Source organism: Streptomyces sp. NPDC020845, from assembly GCF_044334165.1.
In the GTDB taxonomy this organism is placed as follows: Bacteria; Actinomycetota; Actinomycetes; order Streptomycetales; family Streptomycetaceae; genus Streptomyces.
In genome coordinates this window covers 44,556-63,923 of sequence record NZ_JBIRSJ010000032.1, presented here as the reverse complement: position 1 = coordinate 63,923, position 19,368 = coordinate 44,556, and the positions used below count along the sequence as shown (strand labels likewise).

Genomic DNA, 19,368 nt, shown 5'->3' with positions numbered 1-19,368 from the left:
CGACTGCTACGTATGCGTTCTGACGCATCGAGCAGGCCATCCCCTGGGGCGATCGCCCGCCCCTACTCTCAACAAAGTGCGGGTGCGCAGTCGTCGCCAGCAAGTGACGGCGCAGCCAAGGGTGACGAACGCGTGGTGGATGTCGTCGCGGATCTCCCAGCGGATACGCAGGCGGCGGAACCAGTGCAGCAGCGCGATCGCTCCTTCCACGACCCAGCGGTACACGCCCAGGCCGGAGCCGTGCCCGGTGCCGCGCCGGGCGAGGTGCGGGGTGATCTGGAAGCGGCGGACCTTGTCCCGGTAGACCTCGTGGTCATAGTGCGGGTGAAGCACTTGGGGCGAATGACAAGGAGAGCCGAAGATCCGTGATCAGGCTCTCGACCTGCGTGGATGATTTATCGGCACACGCAGCTTTACCCCGCCTTGACGTGGGGCGCACCCGGCCACCAGAAGCCCCGCATGCACGCCGCCTGCGAAAACCGGCCCGGAGAGATCACCAGCGGTCCACCCTCCTCCGTCGCATGGGGAGCACGAGATCGTGCTCCCACCGCGAAAGGGGGTCGAGAGCCGACAAGAGGTCCTTATGCCTCTCGATGCAGAGAGCATCCGAATCGATGGGGTGACTTCGGGGCTCTGTGGTTGACGACGGCGTACAGGGACCCGATATGGCGCTGTAGATCTACCGGATCGGGTGACGGACGAATCGGACACCGTTGACACGTCTGCGAGTTGGGAGCACGAGGGCTCCCACTTGCTCCCAGCCCGGACGTGGTTAAGGCCGCTTCCGCTACCCGCGGAAACGGCCTCCGACCTGCGATGATGCTGGTCGGGACGACAGGATTTGAACCTGCGCCCCCTTGACCCCCAGCTCAAATGCGTCTGAGCGGCGTGCTCCAGTCCATTTATCGAGGTCACGGTCAAGCCAAATCAGCCGAGTAAAGGAGTCCGCGTCTACTGACCTCCGCGCTCCTGATTGGCTGAGAGTACAGATCCTGACCGAGCGTCGCATGTATGCACTCTACGCCTGGCCCCTCTGCCCAGTACAGGGTCAATTATGCGCCCTTGATCGGTCGTCGCGTTTCTCGTCCCGGCCAGCAACCAAACCACCCCGCCCCTTGACCACGAAAGCGAATCCGTCCCAGGCCCAACTACGAATGTCGGCCCTCATACCACAGGGGCCTTTACATGTCTCCTCTGCTATCAGCCGTAATTCGAGATCTTCTCTGCGAACGTCGAGACAACGGTACGCACACGCGACCGTGCTCACCGGCCGCGGGCCATCCCCACGCGTGGGAGCAGGTCTCCCGGTTACAGGTGTCGTGTCGGTCGCAGGGCCATCCCGACGGGTGCGGGGAGCAGGCTGCGCCGAGGCGCTGGACACGCTCCGCTATGGACCATCCCCGCGGGTGCGGGGAGCAGCACGACTCGCCACGACATCTCGCAGGACCCTTCGTCCTAAGGCCGCGCCCGTGAACGCCAGTCCGGCCGGCCCAAGGCGACCGGATACAGTGCGCGAGACGGCAGCCTGGTCAGGGAGGGGAAGCGTGACCGACACCAGCAACACCCGGCCCGCCGAGGGTGAAGCGCAAGCGCCGCGGCAGAGCCGACCGCACCGCCTGATGCGCTACATCCCCCTGATCGCCCCCGTCCTGCTGTGGGCCGTGCCCTGCTGGGTGCTCCTGTACAGCGGCCAGCACTGGCCGCTGCCCGTCACGCTGGCCGGCACCGCACTGTTCACCCTCGGCCTCATCGCTATGCCGCTCGCGATGGTGCGCGGCCACGGCCGCCGCCAGCAGGACCGGGCGGCGATCATCGGCGACACCCTGCTGGGCACCAGCTGGATTCTGTTCACCTGGTCCGTTCTGCTCGGCGTCCTCTTGCGGCTCGCCCTGACCGTGGCCGGTGTCGGCGAGAGCCAGGACCGGGCCCGAATCGTCACCTGGGCCGTCCTCGGCATAACCGCCGTACTGCTCGGCTGGGGGTACGCCGAGGCCCGCCGCGTGCCACGCGTGCGCCGACTCGACGTGCAACTCCCACGGCTGGGCGCAGGGTTGGACGGCATCCGCGTCGTCCTCATCACTGACACCCACTACGGCCCGCTCGATCGCACTCGCTGGTCGGCGCGGGTATGCGAGACGGTGAACACTCTGGAAGCCGACCTGGTCTGCCACACCGGCGACATCGCGGACGGCACGGCCGAACGCCGCCGCGCCCAGGCCGCCCCACTCGGTACCGTGCGGGCCACCCGGGCCCGTGTATACGTCACCGGCAACCACGAGTACTACAGCGAGGCCCAGGGCTGGGTCGACCTGATGGACGAGCTGGGCTGGGAGCCACTGCGCAACCGCCATCTGCTGCTCGAACGCGGAGGCGACACCCTCGTGGTCGCCGGCGTGGACGACGTCACCGCCGAGTCCTCCGGCCTGGCAGGCCACCGCGCCCACCTCACCGGTGCCATGAACGGCGCCGACCCCGACCTACCCGTCCTGCTCTTGGCACACCAGCCCAAATTCATCGACCGGGCAGCAGCAGCCGGCATCGACCTCCAACTCTCCGGCCACACCCACGGCGGCCAGATCTGGCCCTTCCACCACCTCGTCCGCATCGACCAGCCCGCCCTCGCCGGACTCAGCCACCACGGCCCCCGTACCCTCCTCTACACCAGCCGCGGCACCGGCTTCTGGGGCCCGCCGTTCCGCGTCTTCGCACCCAGCGAAATCACCCTGCTCGTGCTCCGCTCCCCGCACCTGCCCACCTCGACATAGCGCTCGACGGGCCGACACATCCGCTTGGAGCAGTCCACGAGCCGAGGGATGCGGCGTCGACAGATGACCAGGCCCGCCTCGCTGCGGACAAGATCCGGACCATTCCCGGGCCGACGGCTCGAACGAACCGTACGCCGGACCTCGACGGCGAGTGCGAGCGGCTCGTGACGAACGGCGCCCTGCCTGCCGACGGGGTGGCCGAGTCGGGAGCCGGCAGCTGCGAGGTGACGTGGGAGTGTCAGGTCTCCCGGTACTCGCTCAGAACAGTGCCAGGCCTTCGCCGCTGGTGTCCGCGATGACTGGCCGGAACTGGGCAGGGAGGCCGTCCAAGCGGTCAGGACCGGCCGCGGCGGCCACGGTGGGGCTCGTCTCGGCCAACCAGACACGAAACCGCTCGGCGGCTTCGCGGTAGGGGACTCGCGCCAGGACACGGTGCTCGCCGGAGGGGCAGAAATCGACTGCGACAGTGAGCAGGCAGGAACGGGGCGCCATCTGACTGCCCGTCCAGGACACGCGCAGGACACCGCAGGGCTTGCGCCCGCCGGGGGCGCGGTGGGTCGGGCGCAGCGATCGGCAGGCTGTGTGGGCGGTCCATGCGGCGAGGTGCGGCAGCGGCAGGGTGGTGCGTGCGCGGCAGCCGGGGCAGCGGTGCCAGTGGCGAAGCCAGTCGTCGGCGTCGGTGTCGAAGAGGCGTGTGTAGCGGCTCGCCACGCGGATGTCGTTGCTGTACAGGTGGTCGGGGCGTTCCTGTGTGTTGCAGGACTGGCAGACAGGGGCGCGGACGTAGCCGTGTTCGTGGCAGTGGTCGAGGACTGCGGCGAGCGCGGTGCGGCAGACGGCGCACGCCCACCCGGCCACCCTGCGGGAGGTACCGGGCTTCCTGCTGAGCACCGAGTACAGCTGGCCTTCCAGCTCCCCGTTGTACGGGCGCGGTGAGGCGGTGGGGCCCTCGGAGCTCGTCGGTTGCCGACCGTCGGCGTCTCGGGCCTGCCGGGGGCGGAAGGGCGGCTCGGTGGCGGCTGCGCTTGCCCGGCGGGTCCGCGCGGCTTGCACCCACTGCGTTTCGCTGTGCTCGGCCGCGTCGAGCAGCCTGACCACGGCGCGCGGCAGCCACCACGTCCGCTGCGTCGCGTCGCGGGTCTGCTCCACGAGTATCTGTCGCCAGTCGATCCCCGCCAGATGGTACGGCCGGCCGACTTCACGTCGTGCTGCCCGCTCGGGGCCGCCCAGCTCCTGCAGTTCCCCCGCGATGCGCCGACGCCACCGCAGCGGCGTTTCCTCGTCGCACTCCTGCCTCGGCGCCCCACGGAACGGACCGATGCGGACCAGGTCCTGCCGATCCATCCCGACCGCGTTCAGTTCCGCGGCCGCCCGGCGCACCTCAGCCTCCGGAACACTCCACTGACCGCCGCTCGCCCTCACCGTCGCCACCACATGGCCGCCGAGCAGGACGTACCCCACCCGGGCATGGGCAGGAGAGCAGGTGAATGCCCCAGAAGCCGTCGGCACAGCGCTGTCGGCCGTCAAATCGACCCACAGAGCGTCCGCGGCACCCAAGGTGATCAGGCCATCCGTGCAACCGGGCATGACACGCTCTGACATACCGACAGGCTAACGGCTTGCAACGCGGCAACGGGTTCCCAGTCAGCCGGGCCGCCGCCCACGCCGCATCCGCCGCATCCGCCGCCCGCAACTCCTGATTCCCGAGCATCTGGTTCATCGGTCCGCGCCCGCAGCCTCACCACCAGAACGTCAGGAATCGCACCAGGTCACCCTTGTGCATCAACGGCCCCGAGCAGACGAATCGTCGAGCAACGGAGTCCTTACTCCCGACACAGTGCGGTGCGCAGTCGCGACGGTCGACCGGCCCGGCGAAAGAAGGCGGCCCAGCAGTCGGCAGAAGATCACGTAGAGCAGTCACGCCGCGGCTGATCGTCTTCATGGGAGCGGCCACCTGCGCCGCGCTCGCTCTCGGTGGTGGCGCCTGGCTCGCGGGTCCGCTGTAGCGGCGCTGAGGCGCGATCCAGATTTTTCGGAGTCCGGCGGTCTGCGGATGTCGAGAACGTGCCACCGGCTCCGTCCCAGGGACATCAGCGGCCACCACCGGCCGCACGAGGAAGAAGGAGAAACCAGCATGGCGATTCAGTGGATGGACAACGTCGGCATCGTCGTCGAGGACATGGATGCCGCCATCGCGTTCTTCGTGGAACTCGGTATGGAGCTGGAGGGCCGGGCGGAGGTCAAGGGCCGCTTCGCCGACCAGTGCACCGGACTCGACAGCGTCCACTGTGACATCGCGATGGTCCGGACCCCGGACGGTCACAGCCGGCTCGAGCTGGCGAAGTACCGCAGCCCCGCGGCGATCAGCGCCGGGCCGCGCAACCGGCCGCACAACGTTCTGGGCACGCACCGCGTCATGTTCGCCGTCGATGACATCGAGGACACCATTGCCCGCCTGCGCCCTCACGGCGCCGAACTCGTCGGCGAGATCGCCCGGTTCGAGGACAGCTATCTGCTCTGCTACCTCCGCACCCCGGAGGGCATCATCGTCGGACTGGCCGAGCAACTGCGCTGAGAAGGAGAAACCCCACCATGCAGCCGAACGAGATCATCGAGGGTTCCGAACCGCCCGATCAGCCAGGAGCTGCCAGCCGACGATGAGGATGCGGAGATCCTGGCCCTCCGTCTTCGGAGCACAGTGCTCAAACGTCGGCTCGGTGGTCATCGAGCACGGTTCACCCCGGGTGACCGGGCGTTCCCGGCGGCGCTGCTGCACCGGCTGCTCGGCCCAAGCGACCCGGTCGACCGCGTACCGTGCGCTCCTCCGGATTCTGGTGCCGCGCCCTGGTGAGGGAGCCCAAGCCGACGCCCTCCTGGCCTGTGGCTTCTTTGAGGCGGTCACCTTGTCCGGCGTGCGGATGTACGTACTCGCGGTGATCGAACACAGCAGTCGCCGCATCCGGGTCCTGGGCGCCACCGCACACCCGACCACATCTATGGGTAACCCAAGCTGCGAAGAAGCTTGGTCATGGACCTTTCGAGGGGTCCTCCGACTCCCATCGACCGCATCAGGGCACCATCGCCACCGACGACACTCGCGTCCTTCGTCGCGATCGCTCGGCGGCCTCGTCCACGAATACGCACAGTCGCATGGGGTGACACCGCTTCGGCACCCGCAAGCAACCGTTGGCTGCAGCCAGGACGCACTGGATCGCTTGCAAATGTCGTGATATAGCACGATCCTCAACACCATGGAACGTCACAAAGCCCCGCAAAGCCTGGTGGCATTCTTGTGTCGTGATCAGCGATCACTACTCTGTGTCATTGATGCCCATGGTTCCGTGACATCATGGAGCGCTACTGCCGCCTCCCTGTTCGGTCACAGTCCTGCGGAAGCCGTCGGCCACTGCCTGGGCGATCTTCTGGAGATTGAGCTGCCCTGGCAGACGGGCGGGTACGAATGGCACGGCATCTCGCCTGTACGGCATCGAGACCGCAGCCTTTTGCATCTGCCGCTGTCGGCCTACCTGGCGCCAGGCGACAGAGCCGATGAGCCTCTGTGGCTGCTGATCATGGAGGTAGAGCCGACTGCCCCTGTAAATCTTGAGGAACAAGAACGTTCTCATTGGACGCCATCCAATTCACCAATCCCGGTATCCATCCTCGATACCGACGTGCGCTGCATCCGACAGAATGCAGCGATGCGTAAATTCTCCGGGATATCGGATGAGAAGCGGATAATTCAGGCTGCGCTTGCCGAGAATGTCATCCGCCCTGGTCGGAACCCTGCACCTGGACTGGCGGTCGTCGGCCCCGTCGCTCGAGTCGGCGCTCTCGCTTAGCCTGTAGCCGGCGCGTCATGATGATCGACCGCGCTGCTGCGACTGGCCTACCTGGGGGTGACCAACGCGTTCGCGTTGCTGCGTCTGCTGCCGATGAGCGACCGGAACAAGGATGCGGAGATCCTGGCCCTCCGCCATCAGATTACGGTGCTCGAGCGCCAACTCGGAGGTCTTCGAGCGCGGTTCACTCCGGGCGATCGGGCGTTCCTGGCGGCGCTGCTCCACTCGTCTACCACTCCCGGTCCTGGCACCGGCTCGATGAACGCTTGAGGCTGGCGTAACCCGGGCTGCGGTTCCCGTGCCAGGTCCGACGGACCTGCTCGCTCCCGTGAAGGCGACGCCCGGGCGGCAGCCCCCGGGGGCCGCGCCCGTGAAGGCTCGGGCCAGCAGGCCGTTGACGCGAGTGGGAGCGTCCCGGAGGACCGGGCGGCCATTCTCCACAAGCCATCAAGGGCAAACACCCCATCAGCCACACCCGGTCCTCCCGGACCGCCCAACATTCCTAAGGAATTCCCATGTCCAAAGTGATCGCCGTCTTCGGTGCCGGTACCGGCCTGGGCCTGTCCGTTGCCCGTCGCTTCGGTCGGGAAGGCTTCCGCGTTGCCCTGGTGGCCCGCCGCAAGGAGCGGCTCGACGCCTTCGTGGCGCGGCTCGCCGACGAGGGCGTCGAGGCTGCCGCTTTCCCGGCCGACCTGTCCGACCCCGCGCGGGTTCCCGCCCTGGTGGACGCCGTCCGCGACCACTTCGGCCGGATCGACGTCGTCGAGTACGGGCCGACCGGTGCCGACCAGGCCTTCGCCCCGGCCGCCCAGCTGGACGCGGCCACTCTGGAAAGGATCTCCCGGGTGCTCCTCCTGACCCCGGTGGAGGTGTTCCGCGCCGTACTGCCGGAGATGACCGACCGCGGTGACGGCGCCCTCCTGATGACCACCGGCTACTCGGCCGTGCTGGGCGTGCCTCACCTCAGCGGCCCGGGCCCGGTGATGTCCGCCGCCCGCAACTACGTGTACTCGCTCAACGGCGAACTCGCCGGCACGGGCGTCTACGTCGGCACCCTCACCATCGCCGCCATGATCACCGGCAGCGAGGCGGCCGAGGCAACCGCCAAGGGCGAGATCGAGCTTCCGGACACCGGCGTGCAGTTTGCCGTCGTCCACCCGGACGAACTCGCCGGGCACTACTGGGACATGTACACCCGGCGTGACCGCGTCGAGCAGGCCTACCCGGTGGAGTTGACCCCGCAGGCCGCTGTCCCCGCGTTCGCCCCACAGGCCGACGGCGCCGCGTAACCGCCAGGAACCGCACGGCAGTGGCCGCCGGAGCCGAGCAAGCCAGGGGATTCTTCTGCGCCGGTCCCGGACGGCCCCCGGCTGCGACACCACCCCGCGACCACGGCGCTCGACGCCGGTGAAGAGCCATGGAGACGGCGCAAGGACGCCGATGGTCGCGTGCCCGAGCCACAGATCGTCAAGGAGCATCAGCGTCCTGTCCGGCATGGACGAGATGGTGCTCTCGCCGTCCGCGAAGTGGCTCACTTCCACGGGCAGATCTCCGCGCACCTGGCCGAGGTCCACAACGACGAAGTCCCGTACCTCTTCCACGGCCACCAGGCGGACCCTGACAAAGTGGAAGCAGGCGATCGGCGCCGGGTCCAGGCGTGCCCTCGCCGGCAGCGACTGGCGGCCCTTCTCGGCCTGGGGCCCCACTTCATGACGCCCTCGGCGACCGACCGGCCCAGCCACGGAGTGAGTGCCGCCGTCGTCCCAGCCGGCGCGCGGCCATCGACATCGGCGCGGACGCGTTCTCCACCATCGCCCCGGAGCCGGCCGAACGGGCCTTATCCTGGCGACCGCCGACCGGGAGGTTCGCACGTGATCCGCCGGTCGGCCTTCCCCGGTCGGGGCTCGGTCAGTGGATGTGGGATCCGCCGTTGACACCGTACGTCACGCCGGTGAGGTAGCCGGACTCGGGCCGGGCCAGGAAGGCGATGACGTCGGCCACGTCCTTGACCGCGCCGATGCGGCGTACCGGAACGTCTGCGATCATCGCCGCCTTGCGCTCCTCGTCCAGCTTGCCCTGGGTGATGTCGGTGTCGATCAGGCCCGGGGCGACGGAGTTGACCGTGACTCCGGACGGGCCGAGTTCGCGGGCGAGTGCCTTGGCGAAGCCCAGCAGGGCGGCCTTGGCCGCCGAGTAGGCCACTCCCCCGAACACCCCGCCCCCGCGCTCGGCCGAGACGGACGACAGGAAGACGATGCGGCCGAACCCGCGCTCGGCCATCCCGCCGGCCACCCGGTGGGTCACCAGGAAGCTCCCGCGGACGTTGACCTCGAGGATCCGATCCCACTCGGTGGGCGTGACGTCGAGGAAGCGGGTCGGGGACGTGATCCCCGCGTTGTTGACCAGGGCGCCGACCGGTGGGAGCGCCGCTTCGACCGCGCCGATGGCGGCGTCGAGGGCGTCGGCGTCGGTGACGTCCGCCGGGAGGCCCAGGGCTTCCACGCCGTGCCGGGCGGCGACTTCCCGGGCGGTGTCCTCGGCGGCCTCCTTGTCCAGGTCGAGGACGGCGATGTGGTAGCCGGCGGCGGCCAGGGCGTGCGCGGTGGCGCGTCCGATGCCGCGGCGGGAGCCGGCGCCGGTGATGACGGCGGTGCGAGGGGTGGGGTCGATGGCCATGCGGTGCTCCAGAGAGGGGGAAGAGGGGTGAACGCAGATCAGAGTTCGCGGCGCACGCGCTCCCTGATCGCCGCGACGGAGAGCCCGTAACGGTCGTGGAGGGTGGGCAGCGCACCCGCGGTGAGGAACTCGTCCGGCAGTCCGATGGGGACGATGCGTGCTGTCTGCTGGGCGAAGGCCAGGCAGGACGCCACGGACTCGGCGAGGCCTCCGACGACGCTGTGATTCTCCAGTGTCACCACCAGACGCCCCTCGGCGGTCTCCCGCAGTACCGTTTCGCGGTCGAACGGTTTGATCGTCGGTACGTGGAGGACGGCGACGTCCACATGGTCGTGCGCGAGTTCCCGGGCCGCGCTCAGGGCCCGTACCGTCATCAGGCCCGTGGAGACGAACAGGACGTCGCGTCCGCCGCGCAGCAACGCGGCCTTCCCGAGTTCGAACCGGTAGTCGTACTCGTCGAGGACGGTCGGTACGGCTCCGCGCAGCAGCCGCATGTAGGTGGGGCCGGGGTGGGCGGCCAGTGCCGGGACGGCCTGTTCGATGTCGACGGAGTCCGCGGGGTCCACGATGGTCAGGCCGGGCATGCCGCGCAGGATGGCCAGGTCCTCGGTCGCCTGATGGCTGGGGCCGTAGCCGGTGGTCAGGCCGGGCAGGGCGCCGACAACGTTGACGTTCAGCTGCGGCTCGGCGATGTCGAGGCACAGGAAGTCGTAGGCGCGGCGGGTGGCGAAGACGGAGTAGGTGGAGGCGAACAGCGTCAGGCCCACCTCGGCCAGCCCCGCGGCCGCGCCCAGCATCACCTGTTCCGCCATGCCCATCTGGAAGAAGCGCTCGGGGTGGGCGTCCCGGAAGATGTGCATGTCGGTGTACTTGGCCAGGTCCGCGGAGAGTCCGACGATGTCGGGGCGTTCGTCGGCGAGCCGGGCCAGCGCGTGGCCGAAGGGCGCCTTGGTGGTGCGCTGGCCCTCTTCGGCGATCGAGGCGATCATCGCGGAGGTGGTGAGTTTGCGCTGCGGGGCCTTGGTCGGTGCGGAGGTGCTCATCGGGCGGTTCCCTCTTTCTGGGCGGCGGTATGGTGACGCTCCGTCAACTGGTCGCGGGCGAGTTGCCATTCGTGCTCATCCACGCGCATGAAGTGGGCCTTCTCGCGCGTCTCCAGCATCGGTACGCCGCATCCGATCCGGGTGTCGCAGATGACCACGGCCGGCGATCCGCGGTGCCCGCGCAGGCTGTCGAAGGCGGCGAGGAGCGCCTCGATATCGTTGCCGTCCACACGGACGGCATGCCAGCCGAACGCCTCCCACTTGGCCGTGACCGGCTCGGTGCGCAGTACGCCCTTGGTGGGGCCGTCCGCCTGCAGGGCGTTGACGTCGACGATGGCGGTGACGTTGTCCAGGCCGTGGTGGGCGCAGGCAAGTGCCGCCTCCCAGGTGGAGCCCTCGTCCAGTTCGCCGTCGGAGAGCAGGTTGTAGACGCGTGCGTCGCTGCCCTGATGGCGCAGGCCGAGCGCCATGCCGGTGGCGACGCCCAAGCCATGGCCCAGGGAGCCGCCGGAGATCTCCATGCCGGGCGTGTAGGAGGCCATGCCCGACATGGGCAGACGCGAGTCGTCACTGCCGTAGGTGGCGAGTTCATCGACGTCCAGCACGCCGGCCTCGGCGAGCGCCGCGTACAGCGCGATCGCGTAGTGGCCGATCGACAGCAGGAACCGGTCGCGCTGCGGCCAGTCCGGCTCGGCGGGACGGTGGTTGAGAACGTCCTGGTAGACGACGGCCAGGATGTCGGCCACGCCCAGCGCCTGTCCGATGTAGCCCTGGCCCTGGGTCTCCCCCATGTCCAGCGCGTACATACGGATGCGGTGGGCGGAGTCCTGCAGGGCGCTGACGCGCCGGGTCGACGGCACCGCTGTTCCGGGTGCCTGAGTGGACATCACGTTGATCCTCATCTCTATCAGGGGGTGGCGGGGAGCGCGGCTTCGACGGATGGGGTCACGGCACGGTCGGCTGCCCGGCGCTCGTCGGTACCCCACGTCTCGCGCGTCACCAGCGTCGCTACGAGGCCCAACAGCCCGTAACAGCTGAAGAGAGTCGCGGGGCCGGTCCAACCGGTGGTGGAGTAGAGCGCCGTGGCGATCATGGGCGTGAACCCGGAGACCACCGCGGACAGTTGGTAGGCCAGGGACGTTCCGGCGGTACGGGTCCTGGTCGCAAACAGCTCGCAGAACCAGGCTCCTTGGACACCCGCGAGGGAGTTCTGGCAGACGGCGTAGCTGATCAGGAAGGCGATCAGAACGAGTGCCGCAGCTTCGGTGTTGACGAGCAGGAAGAGCGGGAAGCCCCAGGCGACGCTCACCGCGCAGCCCAGCAGATAGACCGGGCGGCGACCGATCCGGTCCGACAGACGGCCCCAGAGCGTGGTGGCCGCGATGCCGACGGCGGCGGCGGTCACCAGGGCGGTGAGCGTGGTGGTGCTCGAGACGTCGGGGGCGTCGCCGTCGTCCAGGTAGGACAGCACGAAGGTGACCGAGACGGCGTACCCGGCGGTCTCCGTGATCCGCAGGCAGAAGGCCCGCAGGACGTTGCGCCAGTCCTCCCGGATCACCTCGAGCAACGGGTTCTTGACGACTTCGCCGGACTCTTTGAGCGCCTCGAACTGGGGTGATTCGTCGATCTTGAGCCGGATGAAGATGCCGACCGCGATCAGGACGGAGCTGAGCAGGAACGGCACGCGCCAGGCCCAGGTGTCGTTGAGGGTGTGCCGGCTGAACAGGAAGGCAAGGTTGGCGAGCAGCAGACCGACCGGGAAGCCGGCCTGGGTGATGCCCGTGTACAGGCCGCGCCGCCGCCACGGAGCGTGTTCGAAGGTCATCAGGATGGCGCCGCCCCACTCGGCGCCGAAGGCGAGTCCCTGGATCACGCGCACCACCACCAGCAGCACCGGCGCCCAGATCCCGACCATCTGGTACGTGGGCAGGCAGCCGATCAGTACGGTCGCGATGCCCATCAGCAGCAGGGAGCCGACCAACACGGGTTTGCGGCCGACGCGGTCGCCGAGGTGACCGGCGACGATGCCGCCCAGCGGCCGTGCCGCGAAGCCGATTCCCAGCGTCGCGAAGGACAGCAGGGTGGCCGAGAGCGGATCGGAGTCCGGGAAGAACACATCACCGAAATAGAGGGCCGCCGCCGTTCCGAAGCCGATGAAGTCGTACGTCTCTATGGTCGCGCCGACCCCGCACCCGACGGCGACCCTCAAACGCTCGGGCGACCCGTGCGCCGCCTGCTGCGGCGCTGTGAACTCAGCCATGCCGATCCTCCCTGACCATAGGCAAGCGAGCCGTCCCGGGCTCACTGTTGGCTGTCGACTGTTAACAGTCGAGAAACGATGCTGGGCCCGATGAAGAGACGTGTCAACCCTCACGGCGGTCAAACTGCCGACTGTCAACAGACGACACCCTGACTGCTATGATCGCCCGTAGCCTTGAAAGGGGTTTCGACCGTGTCCGGTCAGGCTTTGTCCAGTCTCACCCGCTCGACGACCCTCCGGGAGCGCGCGCTCGTGGCCCTGCGGACGGCCATCACCACCGGCCAGTACCGCCCCGGCGACCACCTCGGAGAAGTGGAGATCGCCGAGCACCTGTCGGTGAGCCGCGGCACGGTACGCGAAGCTCTGCGCCACCTCCAGCAGGAGGGGCTCGTCACCGCGGGAGCCCGCGGCATGCTGCGCGTGTCCCAGCTGACGCCGACCGAGGTGCGGGAGCTCTTCCAGGTTCGAGAAGCACTGGAGGGACTCGCAGTGGCCCAGATCATCGCGTCACCGCGCAGACGGGACGCGGCCGAAGCCCTGCGCAGGGCCCTGGCAAAGCTCCACGACACCTTCGAGTCAGGAGCGGGTCTGGCCGCGAAGGTCGAAGCCGATCTCGGCTTCCACCTCCTGTTGTGCGAGCTCTCCGGAAACTCGATCCTTGTCCGGACCTGGCGACAGTTGGAGGGGCCGATGCGCGTGGCGATCATGAGCGCAGCCGGCGAACGCCGCGATGTGGCCATGTCCGCGACATCCCACTCCCCCATCGCCGACGCGATCGCGCGCGGAGACGCGGCAGCGGCCCAGGAGATCCTGCACCGGCACATGACCTCGGCGATCGAACAACTGGGCATCGGGTCGGAAGCCGCCCCCGAGACCGCCTGACCAACGACCTGGCGGGCGCGCCTCTCTGCGAGGTTCGCCTCGGCCGTAAACCCGCCCTGACCAGCTAGTCAGCACCTCCCACACAGCGGGGGAAGCTCAGTTCGGCCACCGAACCACCCACCTGCGCCAACTCGTCGAACAGACGCGTGACCGCGAGGGCTACACGCGTCTGCAGGAAAACGTCGGCCTAAAAAGCTGGACGGCCGTTGGAGGAGGCCGCGCCCGCCTGGCCCTGGCACGCATCATGCTCGCCAAGGGCGGAGGTCTGGCGGACATCACCGCCGGCGACGCGATCCAGTACTTCATCGAGCTGCGGCAATCGCAGATTGAGAAAGGAGGAACGCTCTTCTACTCGTGGCTTCGCGACTTGGGCCACCTACCACCCGATGCGCCGGCGACTCTGCGCCTTCTTGACCGGGTCACCGGGCAGCTCACCTGCGAGCAGCTTGTCGACCGTCACGGCGTGGCTTGCGCGCCGATCCGCCGGCTCCTGATCGACTACCTGGAGGAACGCCGGCCGAAGCTCGACTGCAGCACCCTGGACAACCTGGCCCGCGCCCTGACCCGGAACTTCTGGTCCGACCTGGAGCGCCACCACCCGGGCATCGACTCCCTCGACCTGCCGCCCGGGGTCGCCAGTGCATGGAAGGAGCGTTTCCGAACCCGGGTCCAGCGTCGGAAGCGACCCGACGGCACCCTCGAGGAGACGATCGTCGAGCGGGCCGATCATGCCCTGCTGCTCGTGGCGGTGCGGGCCTTCTATCTGGACATCGCCCGCTGGGCGGCCGAGGAACCGGCTCGCTGGGGACCTTGGGTAGCACCGTGCCCGATCAAGGAGTCGGAGACCTACGACCGCAAACGCGTCAAGCGGGTCAAGGCGCGCATGGACCAGCGGACCCGCGAGCGCCTCCCGGCCCTCGAGACATTCGCGAAGGCTGCAGCCGACCACCACCGCCACCACTTGGCCCGGCTCCAAGCCCTCCTCGCCGTGCCGCCCGGCGCCACCTTCACCCTCGACGACACCGCCTACACCCGCACCAAGAATGCGACCACAGCCAACGCCCGTGACGCCCGCGGTACCCTTCTCCGCTTCGACCAGGCCGAGCATCGCGCGTTCTGGGCCTGGGCCACGGTGGAATTCCTCCGCCATACCGGCGCCCGCATCGAGGAGATGCTGGAGACCAGCCATCACGCCGTGATCCAGTACCGGCTGCCCACCACCGGTGAGATCGTCCCCTTGCTGCAGATCGCCCCATCCAAGAACGATCAGGAGCGCGTTCTGCTCGTCAGCCCCGAGCTCGCCGACGTCTTGTCCATGATCATCCGCCGTGTCCGCGACCCACGCTCCGGCGCCATCCCGCTCCTGGCCGCATACGACTACGAAGAACGCACCTGGAAGCCCCCGGCGCCCCTACTGTTCCAGTGGGACCGAGGCGGCGAGAACTCCCCCATAAGCGGCGAATTCATCCGCAACGCCCTGGCCGAGGTCCTCGCCTTCATAGGCCTGACCGACTCCACCGGCCAGCCCCTTGACTTCGCACCCCACGACTTCCGACGCCTGTTCATCACCGACGCCATCCGCTCCGGCCTGCCACCCCACATCGCCCAGGTCATCGCCGGCCACACCAACATCAACACCACGATGGGCTACCACGCCATCTACCCCGCCGAGACCATCGAAGCCCACCGCGCCTTCATCACCCGCCGCCGCGCCCTGCGGCCCGCCGAGGAGTACCGCACTCCCACTGACGCCGAGTGGGAAGATTTCCTCGGCCACTTTGAACGCCGCAAGCTCTCCGTCGGCACCTGCGCCCGCGCCTACGGAACCGCCTGCATACACGAACACGCCTGCGTGCGCTGCTCACTGCCTCGACCAGACCCGGCACAGCGCGGCCGCCTGGTGGAGATCCGCAATAACCTCCTCGACCGGATCGCCGAAGCCGAGCGGGAGGGCTGGCTCGGCGAGATCGAAGGACTCCAGGTCAGCTTGGCTGGTGCCCAGTCCAAGATCAGCCAGATCGACACGACCACCAATGGCGGGCCGGTGATGCTCGGACTGCCAACGGTGCCCGGCCCCCGCTCCGCGCCCGATGTGCAGACTCCTGAACAGGTGGCGGACGGTGCGGCCGGGTCGGCATCCTGAAGGCCCGTGCACGGGCCCGGCGTCGCTCCCGGGCGGCTGGATCGTTGACCAGGGTGAGGCGCCGGGCCGGGCGAGGGCCTTCGGCCCCTTGAACTGGAGGACTGACCGAGTCATCCGTGCGGGCCACTGGCCCCTCCCGACAAGAGGCCCGCACGGAGCTGGAATCAGCTCGGCTGGTCGCCGGTGTACCGGTAGATGTCGCCTGCGCTGTTGATGTGCCACGCGGTGCCGTCGGCGCCGGCGGCGATGTCGGTGGCGGTCCCGGGGATCTTGACCCAGGGGTTGGTGCCGCTGGCGTCGTTGTTGGTGTACCGGTAGATGCTGCCGGCGGGGTCGACGCCCCACACGTTCGTCCGGGAGCCCACCGCGATGCGTTTCAGACTGCCGTTGACGCTCTTCCAGAGGTTCGCGCTGTCCTGGTCTCCGGTGTACCGGAAGATCTGGTTGCCCTTGTTGACACCCCACACCGTGCCGTCGGCGCCCGCACCGATGTCGCTCAGCACTCCGTCGATCTTGATCCACGGGTTGGCGTCGTGGTTCGTGTAGCGGTAGATGGCGCCGGCGGAGTCCACTCCCCACACGTTGGTTCGCGAGCCCGCGTCGATGCGGACCAGGCTGCCGTTGATGCCCTTCCACGGGCCGCCGTCCTGGTCCCCGGTGTACCGGTAGATCTGGTTGCCGCTGTTGACGCCCCACACGGTGCCGTCGGCAGCCGCGCCGATGTCGCTGAGGCCCCCCGGGATGTTGATCCACGGGTTGGCGTCGTAGTTGGTGTACCGGTAGATGGCACTCGCCGCGTTCACACCCCACACCGTCGTCCTGGACCCCGCCGAAATGGCACTGAGACTGCCCGCGACCTTCACCCAATCCGCCATGCCGAGCACACCCTTTCTCGAACCGGTAGGAACTGCCATTCTCGGCGATGAAATGATCCGATAAGAGAGGGGAACGCTTGTCCTGATCCTGAATAGGCCAGAAAATTAGTATTCCAACTCTTATCTCCTTGTGGGGTGGAGGTAGGAGCGCCTCGGCCAGCAATATTTTGACGCGAAGCGTTGTCCCACCCTGGGGGGATCGACACGGGCGCCGGTCCATGCCTCTCGCGGGACCCGCGTCGTAGCCGCGGGAGTCACGACCAACGGTCTCGATCTCCTTCACGCTCCGAGAGTCGATCACAGTGGCTACCGCGTTGAGTCCCTTGCCCATCTCGCGGGCAGATCCGGGCGGAGGGCTGGTCGCGGATTCGCCCGATCACGCCGACGGTTGCCCAGCGGACCGTACCCCGCCAGATCGTGCGTCAGGGCGGAAAATCCGCCACATGATCGAGGAGCCCGGCCTTAGTTCAGAGAAGTCACGAGACCGAAGCTGACGGCTCCGCTCCATACGAGGCGCATGGCTACCTCCCAGAGCCCCCCTGGGGTCTACCAGCGTAAACGCGCACGCATCGGGGTGCCTCTGATTGGAGTCTTTCTCCTGGTCGCGGTCGTGTTAGCGGGATGTTAGTGGGGCGGCAGTGTTGCGGTAGTGGCCCCGGTCAGAGTGGTTGTCGTGCCGAGCAGATGACGACACCGATCGCCCTTGGGGGACTCGAAATGCGCTCCAACACCACTGCCCGCATCGCCCGCCGTCGCACCTTCCGCGTTGCCGCCGCGGTCCTGACCGCGGCCGCCGCCCTGACCTTGACGGCCTGCAACGGTGACGCGAAGTCCGAGGGCCAGGCCGACACGGCCCCGGCCGGGTCCAGCGGTTCCTCGGGTTCCTCCGGCGGTGCGCAGGGTTCCGACGCCAAGGGCAAGGGGGGCTCGGAGGCAGGCGGCGGGCAGGACGCCACCGACGGTGCGGCGAAGGGCGGGGGGAAGAGCAAGTTCTGCCGCACGAGCGACTTGATCATGGAGGCTGTGGACAGCTCGCCCGACCAGAAGGTGGGTGAGGTCACCGTTCAGATGACCAACAAGGGCGCGAAGACCTGCTCGGCGACGGGCTTCGCGGGCGTCGACTTGAAGGATATCGATGGCACGTCCGCCCCTGTCCAGCGCGGCGGTGAGCAGCCCCGCATCACCGACCTGAAGCCCGGTGACACCGCCACCTTCAGCATCTCGTACGAGGTCGACTTCAGTGGCGACAGCCTCGCGTCCCCGACCAACATCATCGTGACGCCGCCGAACGAGACCCACAGCGTGTCCCTGGAGTGGCCCGCGGATGCGCTGAAGCTGGCCGGCCCGTACGACGACAAGATCCAGGTCCACCCCGTCGGCATAGCCAACTGAGTACCGAAGTCGGCCTGCCCTGTGCTTGTGAAGCTCCGGACCCCGGGGACCCAACTCGCCCGGCACCAGGGGATATCCGTACCATCACGATCATGACCACCCCACGCCGGCCGCTGGGCCAAGGCCCGCACTCCCCGGCCCTCGCCGTCCCGCAGTCCGGCACGGGCCCGGTCCACCGCGTCAGCGCGGCCGAGGCCGACATCGAGACGGCGCCGCTGTACCGGCCCGGCGGACTGGAGCACCTGGCCCAGCTCCGCGAGCGCGGTGTACTCGGCTCCCCACCGCTTGAGTGAGCCAAAGGTTCCGCCAGCCCAGGTGTCTTCCTGTTCCGGCCCCTGCGTGGTTGCCTCCGCTGGAGCGCTCCGCAGGCATGACGTCAGCGGCCGTCGCTGTCGGCGACCAGCTGCATCCCGCCATTTCCCCGAAGACCCCCATTTCGGCCGATGGTTGACGCGCCAGCTCCCGGCCTTGCACCAGGATGCTCACCAGGACCAGCCTGGATAGGCAGCCATGACCGGGAGGGGACATGGCTGAGCGCATGGGACAGATGATCGTGGACCGGTGCGGCTGGACAGACGTCACCGTGCAATGGGTGGCCCATGACCAGGCCCGGCTGGTCCCTCACAGCAGGAGCTGGTGGATCGGCATCACCGTCGGAATCAGCGTGCAGATGTGGGCAGACCAGACTCTGGATGACGGCACCTACGGCGACCCCAGCGCGCGGAGCCAGCAGCTCTGGACGGCCGACCACGACGCCGTCTTCGCGGCCGCCCGGCACCTACGGGAGCAGGTAGAGCAGCCCGGGAAGGTGGTGCCGGAGTGGCGGACTGCCGTAGACAGGGCAGAGGAGATCACCGCGCGGGCACAGCCCGTCCCGGGATCCTGGGACTACCGGGCAGTCCGCGGCATCCTGGCGGTCACGCCGGCCGGGCTCGCCCATCGCGAGCGGGTGCCGGTCCGCGCTGTCACCACCGCCAGCCTGTTGGAGCACCTGCACCGGGGTCCCTCGACCGTCTGCGCGCTCGCCGACGAGCTCGGCCTCAGCTCCAGCTCGGGGACGGGGCCGGCCGCTGACGAGTGGACGTGGCTGATCCGTCCCTGGCCGTCCGAACCACCGGCCGCCAATGGTGACAACCAAACTCGCGGGATCGGGCGTGGGCTCACCGATCCCGCTGTCCTGGTGTGTACCGACTGGGCCGCTCTGGCAGTCCAGACAGCGGAGCAGCCGCTCGATGGTCCCGAGGCGTGACGCCAGGCCACGGGCCAACGATGGGCAACCGACGGCATTCGTTGACCAGCCGTAACGTGGCTTCCGCCGGGTTGGATTCCCGCGCAGGAGTGCCCACGTTCCCGCCCCTGAGCGTCGGCGCTGACGCGAACGCACGCATCACCGATGGGGCCCGCCGAACCGACTGTGTTTCGTCACCTGGGGCGGCCCATTTCGTCGGTAACCCCAGGTTGCTGGCCTCCCACAATCCTATGTGTCACAC

At 68.5% G+C, this 19,368-nt stretch carries 17 protein-coding genes and 2 pseudogenes; 11 read left to right on the top strand and 8 right to left on the bottom strand.

Features of this window, described 5'->3' with window-relative positions; translation table 11 throughout:
* Positions 1–6: 6 nt before the first annotated feature.
* On the bottom strand, positions 7–333 hold the full coding sequence (locus tag ACH4U7_RS50205; RefSeq protein ID WP_398534456.1) for a hypothetical protein: 327 nt from the start codon (positions 331–333) through the stop codon (positions 7–9).
* A 1,211-nt stretch (positions 334–1,544) separates the two neighbouring features.
* On the opposite strand from ACH4U7_RS50205, the gene ACH4U7_RS50200 reads away from it, so the two are divergent.
* Positions 1,545–2,765, top strand: coding sequence for a metallophosphoesterase (locus ACH4U7_RS50200; RefSeq protein WP_398534455.1), 1,221 nt, complete (start codon positions 1,545–1,547; stop codon positions 2,763–2,765).
* Between the two features lie 258 nt (positions 2,766–3,023).
* Here ACH4U7_RS50200 and ACH4U7_RS50195 read toward each other — a convergent pair whose 3' ends face one another.
* Complete coding sequence (locus ACH4U7_RS50195) at positions 3,024–4,367, bottom strand: endonuclease domain-containing protein (RefSeq protein WP_398534454.1); 1,344 nt, start codon at positions 4,365–4,367, stop codon at positions 3,024–3,026.
* A gap of 532 nt (positions 4,368–4,899) precedes the next feature.
* Here ACH4U7_RS50195 and ACH4U7_RS50190 point away from each other — a divergent pair.
* The 5 genes and pseudogenes from ACH4U7_RS50190 (at position 4,900) to ACH4U7_RS50170 (ending at position 7,896) form a co-directional block, all read left to right on the top strand.
* Positions 4,900–5,340 carry a VOC family protein gene (locus ACH4U7_RS50190; protein ID WP_398534453.1) on the top strand — a complete coding sequence of 147 codons (441 nt, stop codon included), beginning with the start codon at positions 4,900–4,902 and terminating at the stop codon, positions 5,338–5,340.
* Between the two features lie 57 nt (positions 5,341–5,397).
* Positions 5,398–5,789: pseudogene (locus ACH4U7_RS50185) on the top strand (integrase); the annotation flags it as partial.
* A 227-nt stretch (positions 5,790–6,016) separates the two neighbouring features.
* Positions 6,017–6,607 (top strand): PAS domain-containing protein, encoded by a 591-nt coding sequence (locus ACH4U7_RS50180; protein ID WP_398534452.1) that lies wholly within the window; start codon positions 6,017–6,019, stop codon positions 6,605–6,607.
* Between the two features lie 57 nt (positions 6,608–6,664).
* On the top strand, positions 6,665–6,877 hold the full coding sequence (locus ACH4U7_RS50175) for a hypothetical protein (protein WP_398534451.1): 213 nt from the start codon (positions 6,665–6,667) through the stop codon (positions 6,875–6,877).
* A gap of 245 nt (positions 6,878–7,122) precedes the next feature.
* Positions 7,123–7,896, top strand: a complete 774-nt coding sequence (locus ACH4U7_RS50170) for an SDR family NAD(P)-dependent oxidoreductase (protein WP_398534450.1) — start codon at positions 7,123–7,125, stop codon at positions 7,894–7,896.
* 619 nt (positions 7,897–8,515) lie between these two features.
* Here the strand turns inward: ACH4U7_RS50170 and ACH4U7_RS50165 are convergent.
* The 4 genes from ACH4U7_RS50165 to ACH4U7_RS50150 are packed head-to-tail and all read right to left on the bottom strand — an operon-like array spanning position 8,516 to position 12,586.
* Positions 8,516–9,283: an SDR family NAD(P)-dependent oxidoreductase gene (locus tag ACH4U7_RS50165; RefSeq protein WP_398534449.1), complete on the bottom strand. Its 768-nt coding sequence runs from the start codon at positions 9,281–9,283 to the stop codon at positions 8,516–8,518.
* Between the two features lie 38 nt (positions 9,284–9,321).
* Positions 9,322–10,326, bottom strand: coding sequence for a transketolase family protein (locus tag ACH4U7_RS50160; RefSeq protein ID WP_398534448.1), 1,005 nt, complete (start codon positions 10,324–10,326; stop codon positions 9,322–9,324).
* The gene (locus ACH4U7_RS50155; RefSeq protein ID WP_398534447.1) at positions 10,323–11,213 is read right to left on the bottom strand and encodes a transketolase; all 891 of its coding nucleotides are present in this window, start codon (positions 11,211–11,213) and stop codon (positions 10,323–10,325) included. Before ACH4U7_RS50155 ends, ACH4U7_RS50160 begins: the two co-directional genes overlap by 4 nt.
* A 20-nt stretch (positions 11,214–11,233) precedes the next feature.
* Complete coding sequence (locus ACH4U7_RS50150) at positions 11,234–12,586, bottom strand: MFS transporter (protein ID WP_398534446.1); 1,353 nt, start codon at positions 12,584–12,586, stop codon at positions 11,234–11,236.
* A 192-nt stretch (positions 12,587–12,778) separates the two neighbouring features.
* Between ACH4U7_RS50150 and ACH4U7_RS50145 the strand changes: the two genes are divergently transcribed.
* Both ACH4U7_RS50145 and ACH4U7_RS50140 read left to right on the top strand, forming a co-directional pair.
* Positions 12,779–13,468: a GntR family transcriptional regulator gene (locus tag ACH4U7_RS50145; RefSeq protein ID WP_398534445.1), complete on the top strand. Its 690-nt coding sequence runs from the start codon at positions 12,779–12,781 to the stop codon at positions 13,466–13,468.
* 244 nt (positions 13,469–13,712) lie between these two features.
* Entirely contained in the window at positions 13,713–15,611 is a 1,899-nt protein-coding gene (locus ACH4U7_RS50140) for a tyrosine-type recombinase/integrase (protein ID WP_398534444.1), read from the top strand.
* 164 nt (positions 15,612–15,775) lie between these two features.
* On the opposite strand, the gene ACH4U7_RS50135 is transcribed toward ACH4U7_RS50140, so the two are convergent.
* Complete coding sequence (locus ACH4U7_RS50135; protein WP_398534443.1) at positions 15,776–16,486, bottom strand: tectonin domain-containing protein; 711 nt, start codon at positions 16,484–16,486, stop codon at positions 15,776–15,778.
* 232 nt (positions 16,487–16,718) lie between these two features.
* A pseudogene (locus tag ACH4U7_RS50130) lies at positions 16,719–16,926 on the bottom strand (IS5/IS1182 family transposase); the annotation flags it as partial.
* 277 nt (positions 16,927–17,203) lie between these two features.
* On the opposite strand from ACH4U7_RS50130, the gene ACH4U7_RS50125 reads away from it, so the two are divergent.
* The 3 genes from ACH4U7_RS50125 (at position 17,204) to ACH4U7_RS50115 (ending at position 19,127) form a co-directional block, all read left to right on the top strand.
* Positions 17,204–17,878 carry a DUF4232 domain-containing protein gene (locus ACH4U7_RS50125; RefSeq protein WP_398534442.1) on the top strand — a complete coding sequence of 225 codons (675 nt, stop codon included), beginning with the start codon at positions 17,204–17,206 and terminating at the stop codon, positions 17,876–17,878.
* Positions 17,879–17,970: 92 nt separating this feature from the next.
* The gene (locus tag ACH4U7_RS50120) at positions 17,971–18,171 is read left to right on the top strand and encodes a hypothetical protein (protein ID WP_398534441.1); all 201 of its coding nucleotides are present in this window, start codon (positions 17,971–17,973) and stop codon (positions 18,169–18,171) included.
* Between the two features lie 233 nt (positions 18,172–18,404).
* On the top strand, positions 18,405–19,127 hold the full coding sequence (locus tag ACH4U7_RS50115; RefSeq protein ID WP_398534440.1) for a hypothetical protein: 723 nt from the start codon (positions 18,405–18,407) through the stop codon (positions 19,125–19,127).
* Positions 19,128–19,368 lie beyond the last annotated feature (241 nt).

Excerpts from the sequence above, each read along its gene's own strand:
- ACH4U7_RS50140 (WP_398534444.1), top strand. The coding sequence starts at position 13,713 with ATGCTCGCCAAGGGCGGAGGTCTGGCGGACATCACCGCCGGCGACGCG.
- ACH4U7_RS50155 (WP_398534447.1), bottom strand. The coding sequence starts at position 11,213 with ATGTCCACTCAGGCACCCGGAACAGCGGTGCCGTCGACCCGGCGCGTC.
- ACH4U7_RS50120 (WP_398534441.1), top strand. The coding sequence starts at position 17,971 with ATGACCACCCCACGCCGGCCGCTGGGCCAAGGCCCGCACTCCCCGGCC.
- ACH4U7_RS50150 (WP_398534446.1), bottom strand. The coding sequence starts at position 12,586 with ATGGCTGAGTTCACAGCGCCGCAGCAGGCGGCGCACGGGTCGCCCGAG.
- ACH4U7_RS50170 (WP_398534450.1), top strand. The coding sequence starts at position 7,123 with ATGTCCAAAGTGATCGCCGTCTTCGGTGCCGGTACCGGCCTGGGCCTG.
- ACH4U7_RS50160 (WP_398534448.1), bottom strand. The coding sequence starts at position 10,326 with ATGAGCACCTCCGCACCGACCAAGGCCCCGCAGCGCAAACTCACCACC.
- ACH4U7_RS50195 (WP_398534454.1), bottom strand. The coding sequence starts at position 4,367 with ATGTCAGAGCGTGTCATGCCCGGTTGCACGGATGGCCTGATCACCTTG.
- ACH4U7_RS50115 (WP_398534440.1), top strand. The coding sequence starts at position 18,405 with ATGGCTGAGCGCATGGGACAGATGATCGTGGACCGGTGCGGCTGGACA.
- ACH4U7_RS50165 (WP_398534449.1), bottom strand. The coding sequence starts at position 9,283 with ATGGCCATCGACCCCACCCCTCGCACCGCCGTCATCACCGGCGCCGGC.
- ACH4U7_RS50180 (WP_398534452.1), top strand. The coding sequence starts at position 6,017 with ATGGAACGTCACAAAGCCCCGCAAAGCCTGGTGGCATTCTTGTGTCGT.
- ACH4U7_RS50125 (WP_398534442.1), top strand. The coding sequence starts at position 17,204 with ATGCGCTCCAACACCACTGCCCGCATCGCCCGCCGTCGCACCTTCCGC.
- ACH4U7_RS50190 (WP_398534453.1), top strand. The coding sequence starts at position 4,900 with ATGGCGATTCAGTGGATGGACAACGTCGGCATCGTCGTCGAGGACATG.
- ACH4U7_RS50135 (WP_398534443.1), bottom strand. The coding sequence starts at position 16,486 with ATGGCGGATTGGGTGAAGGTCGCGGGCAGTCTCAGTGCCATTTCGGCG.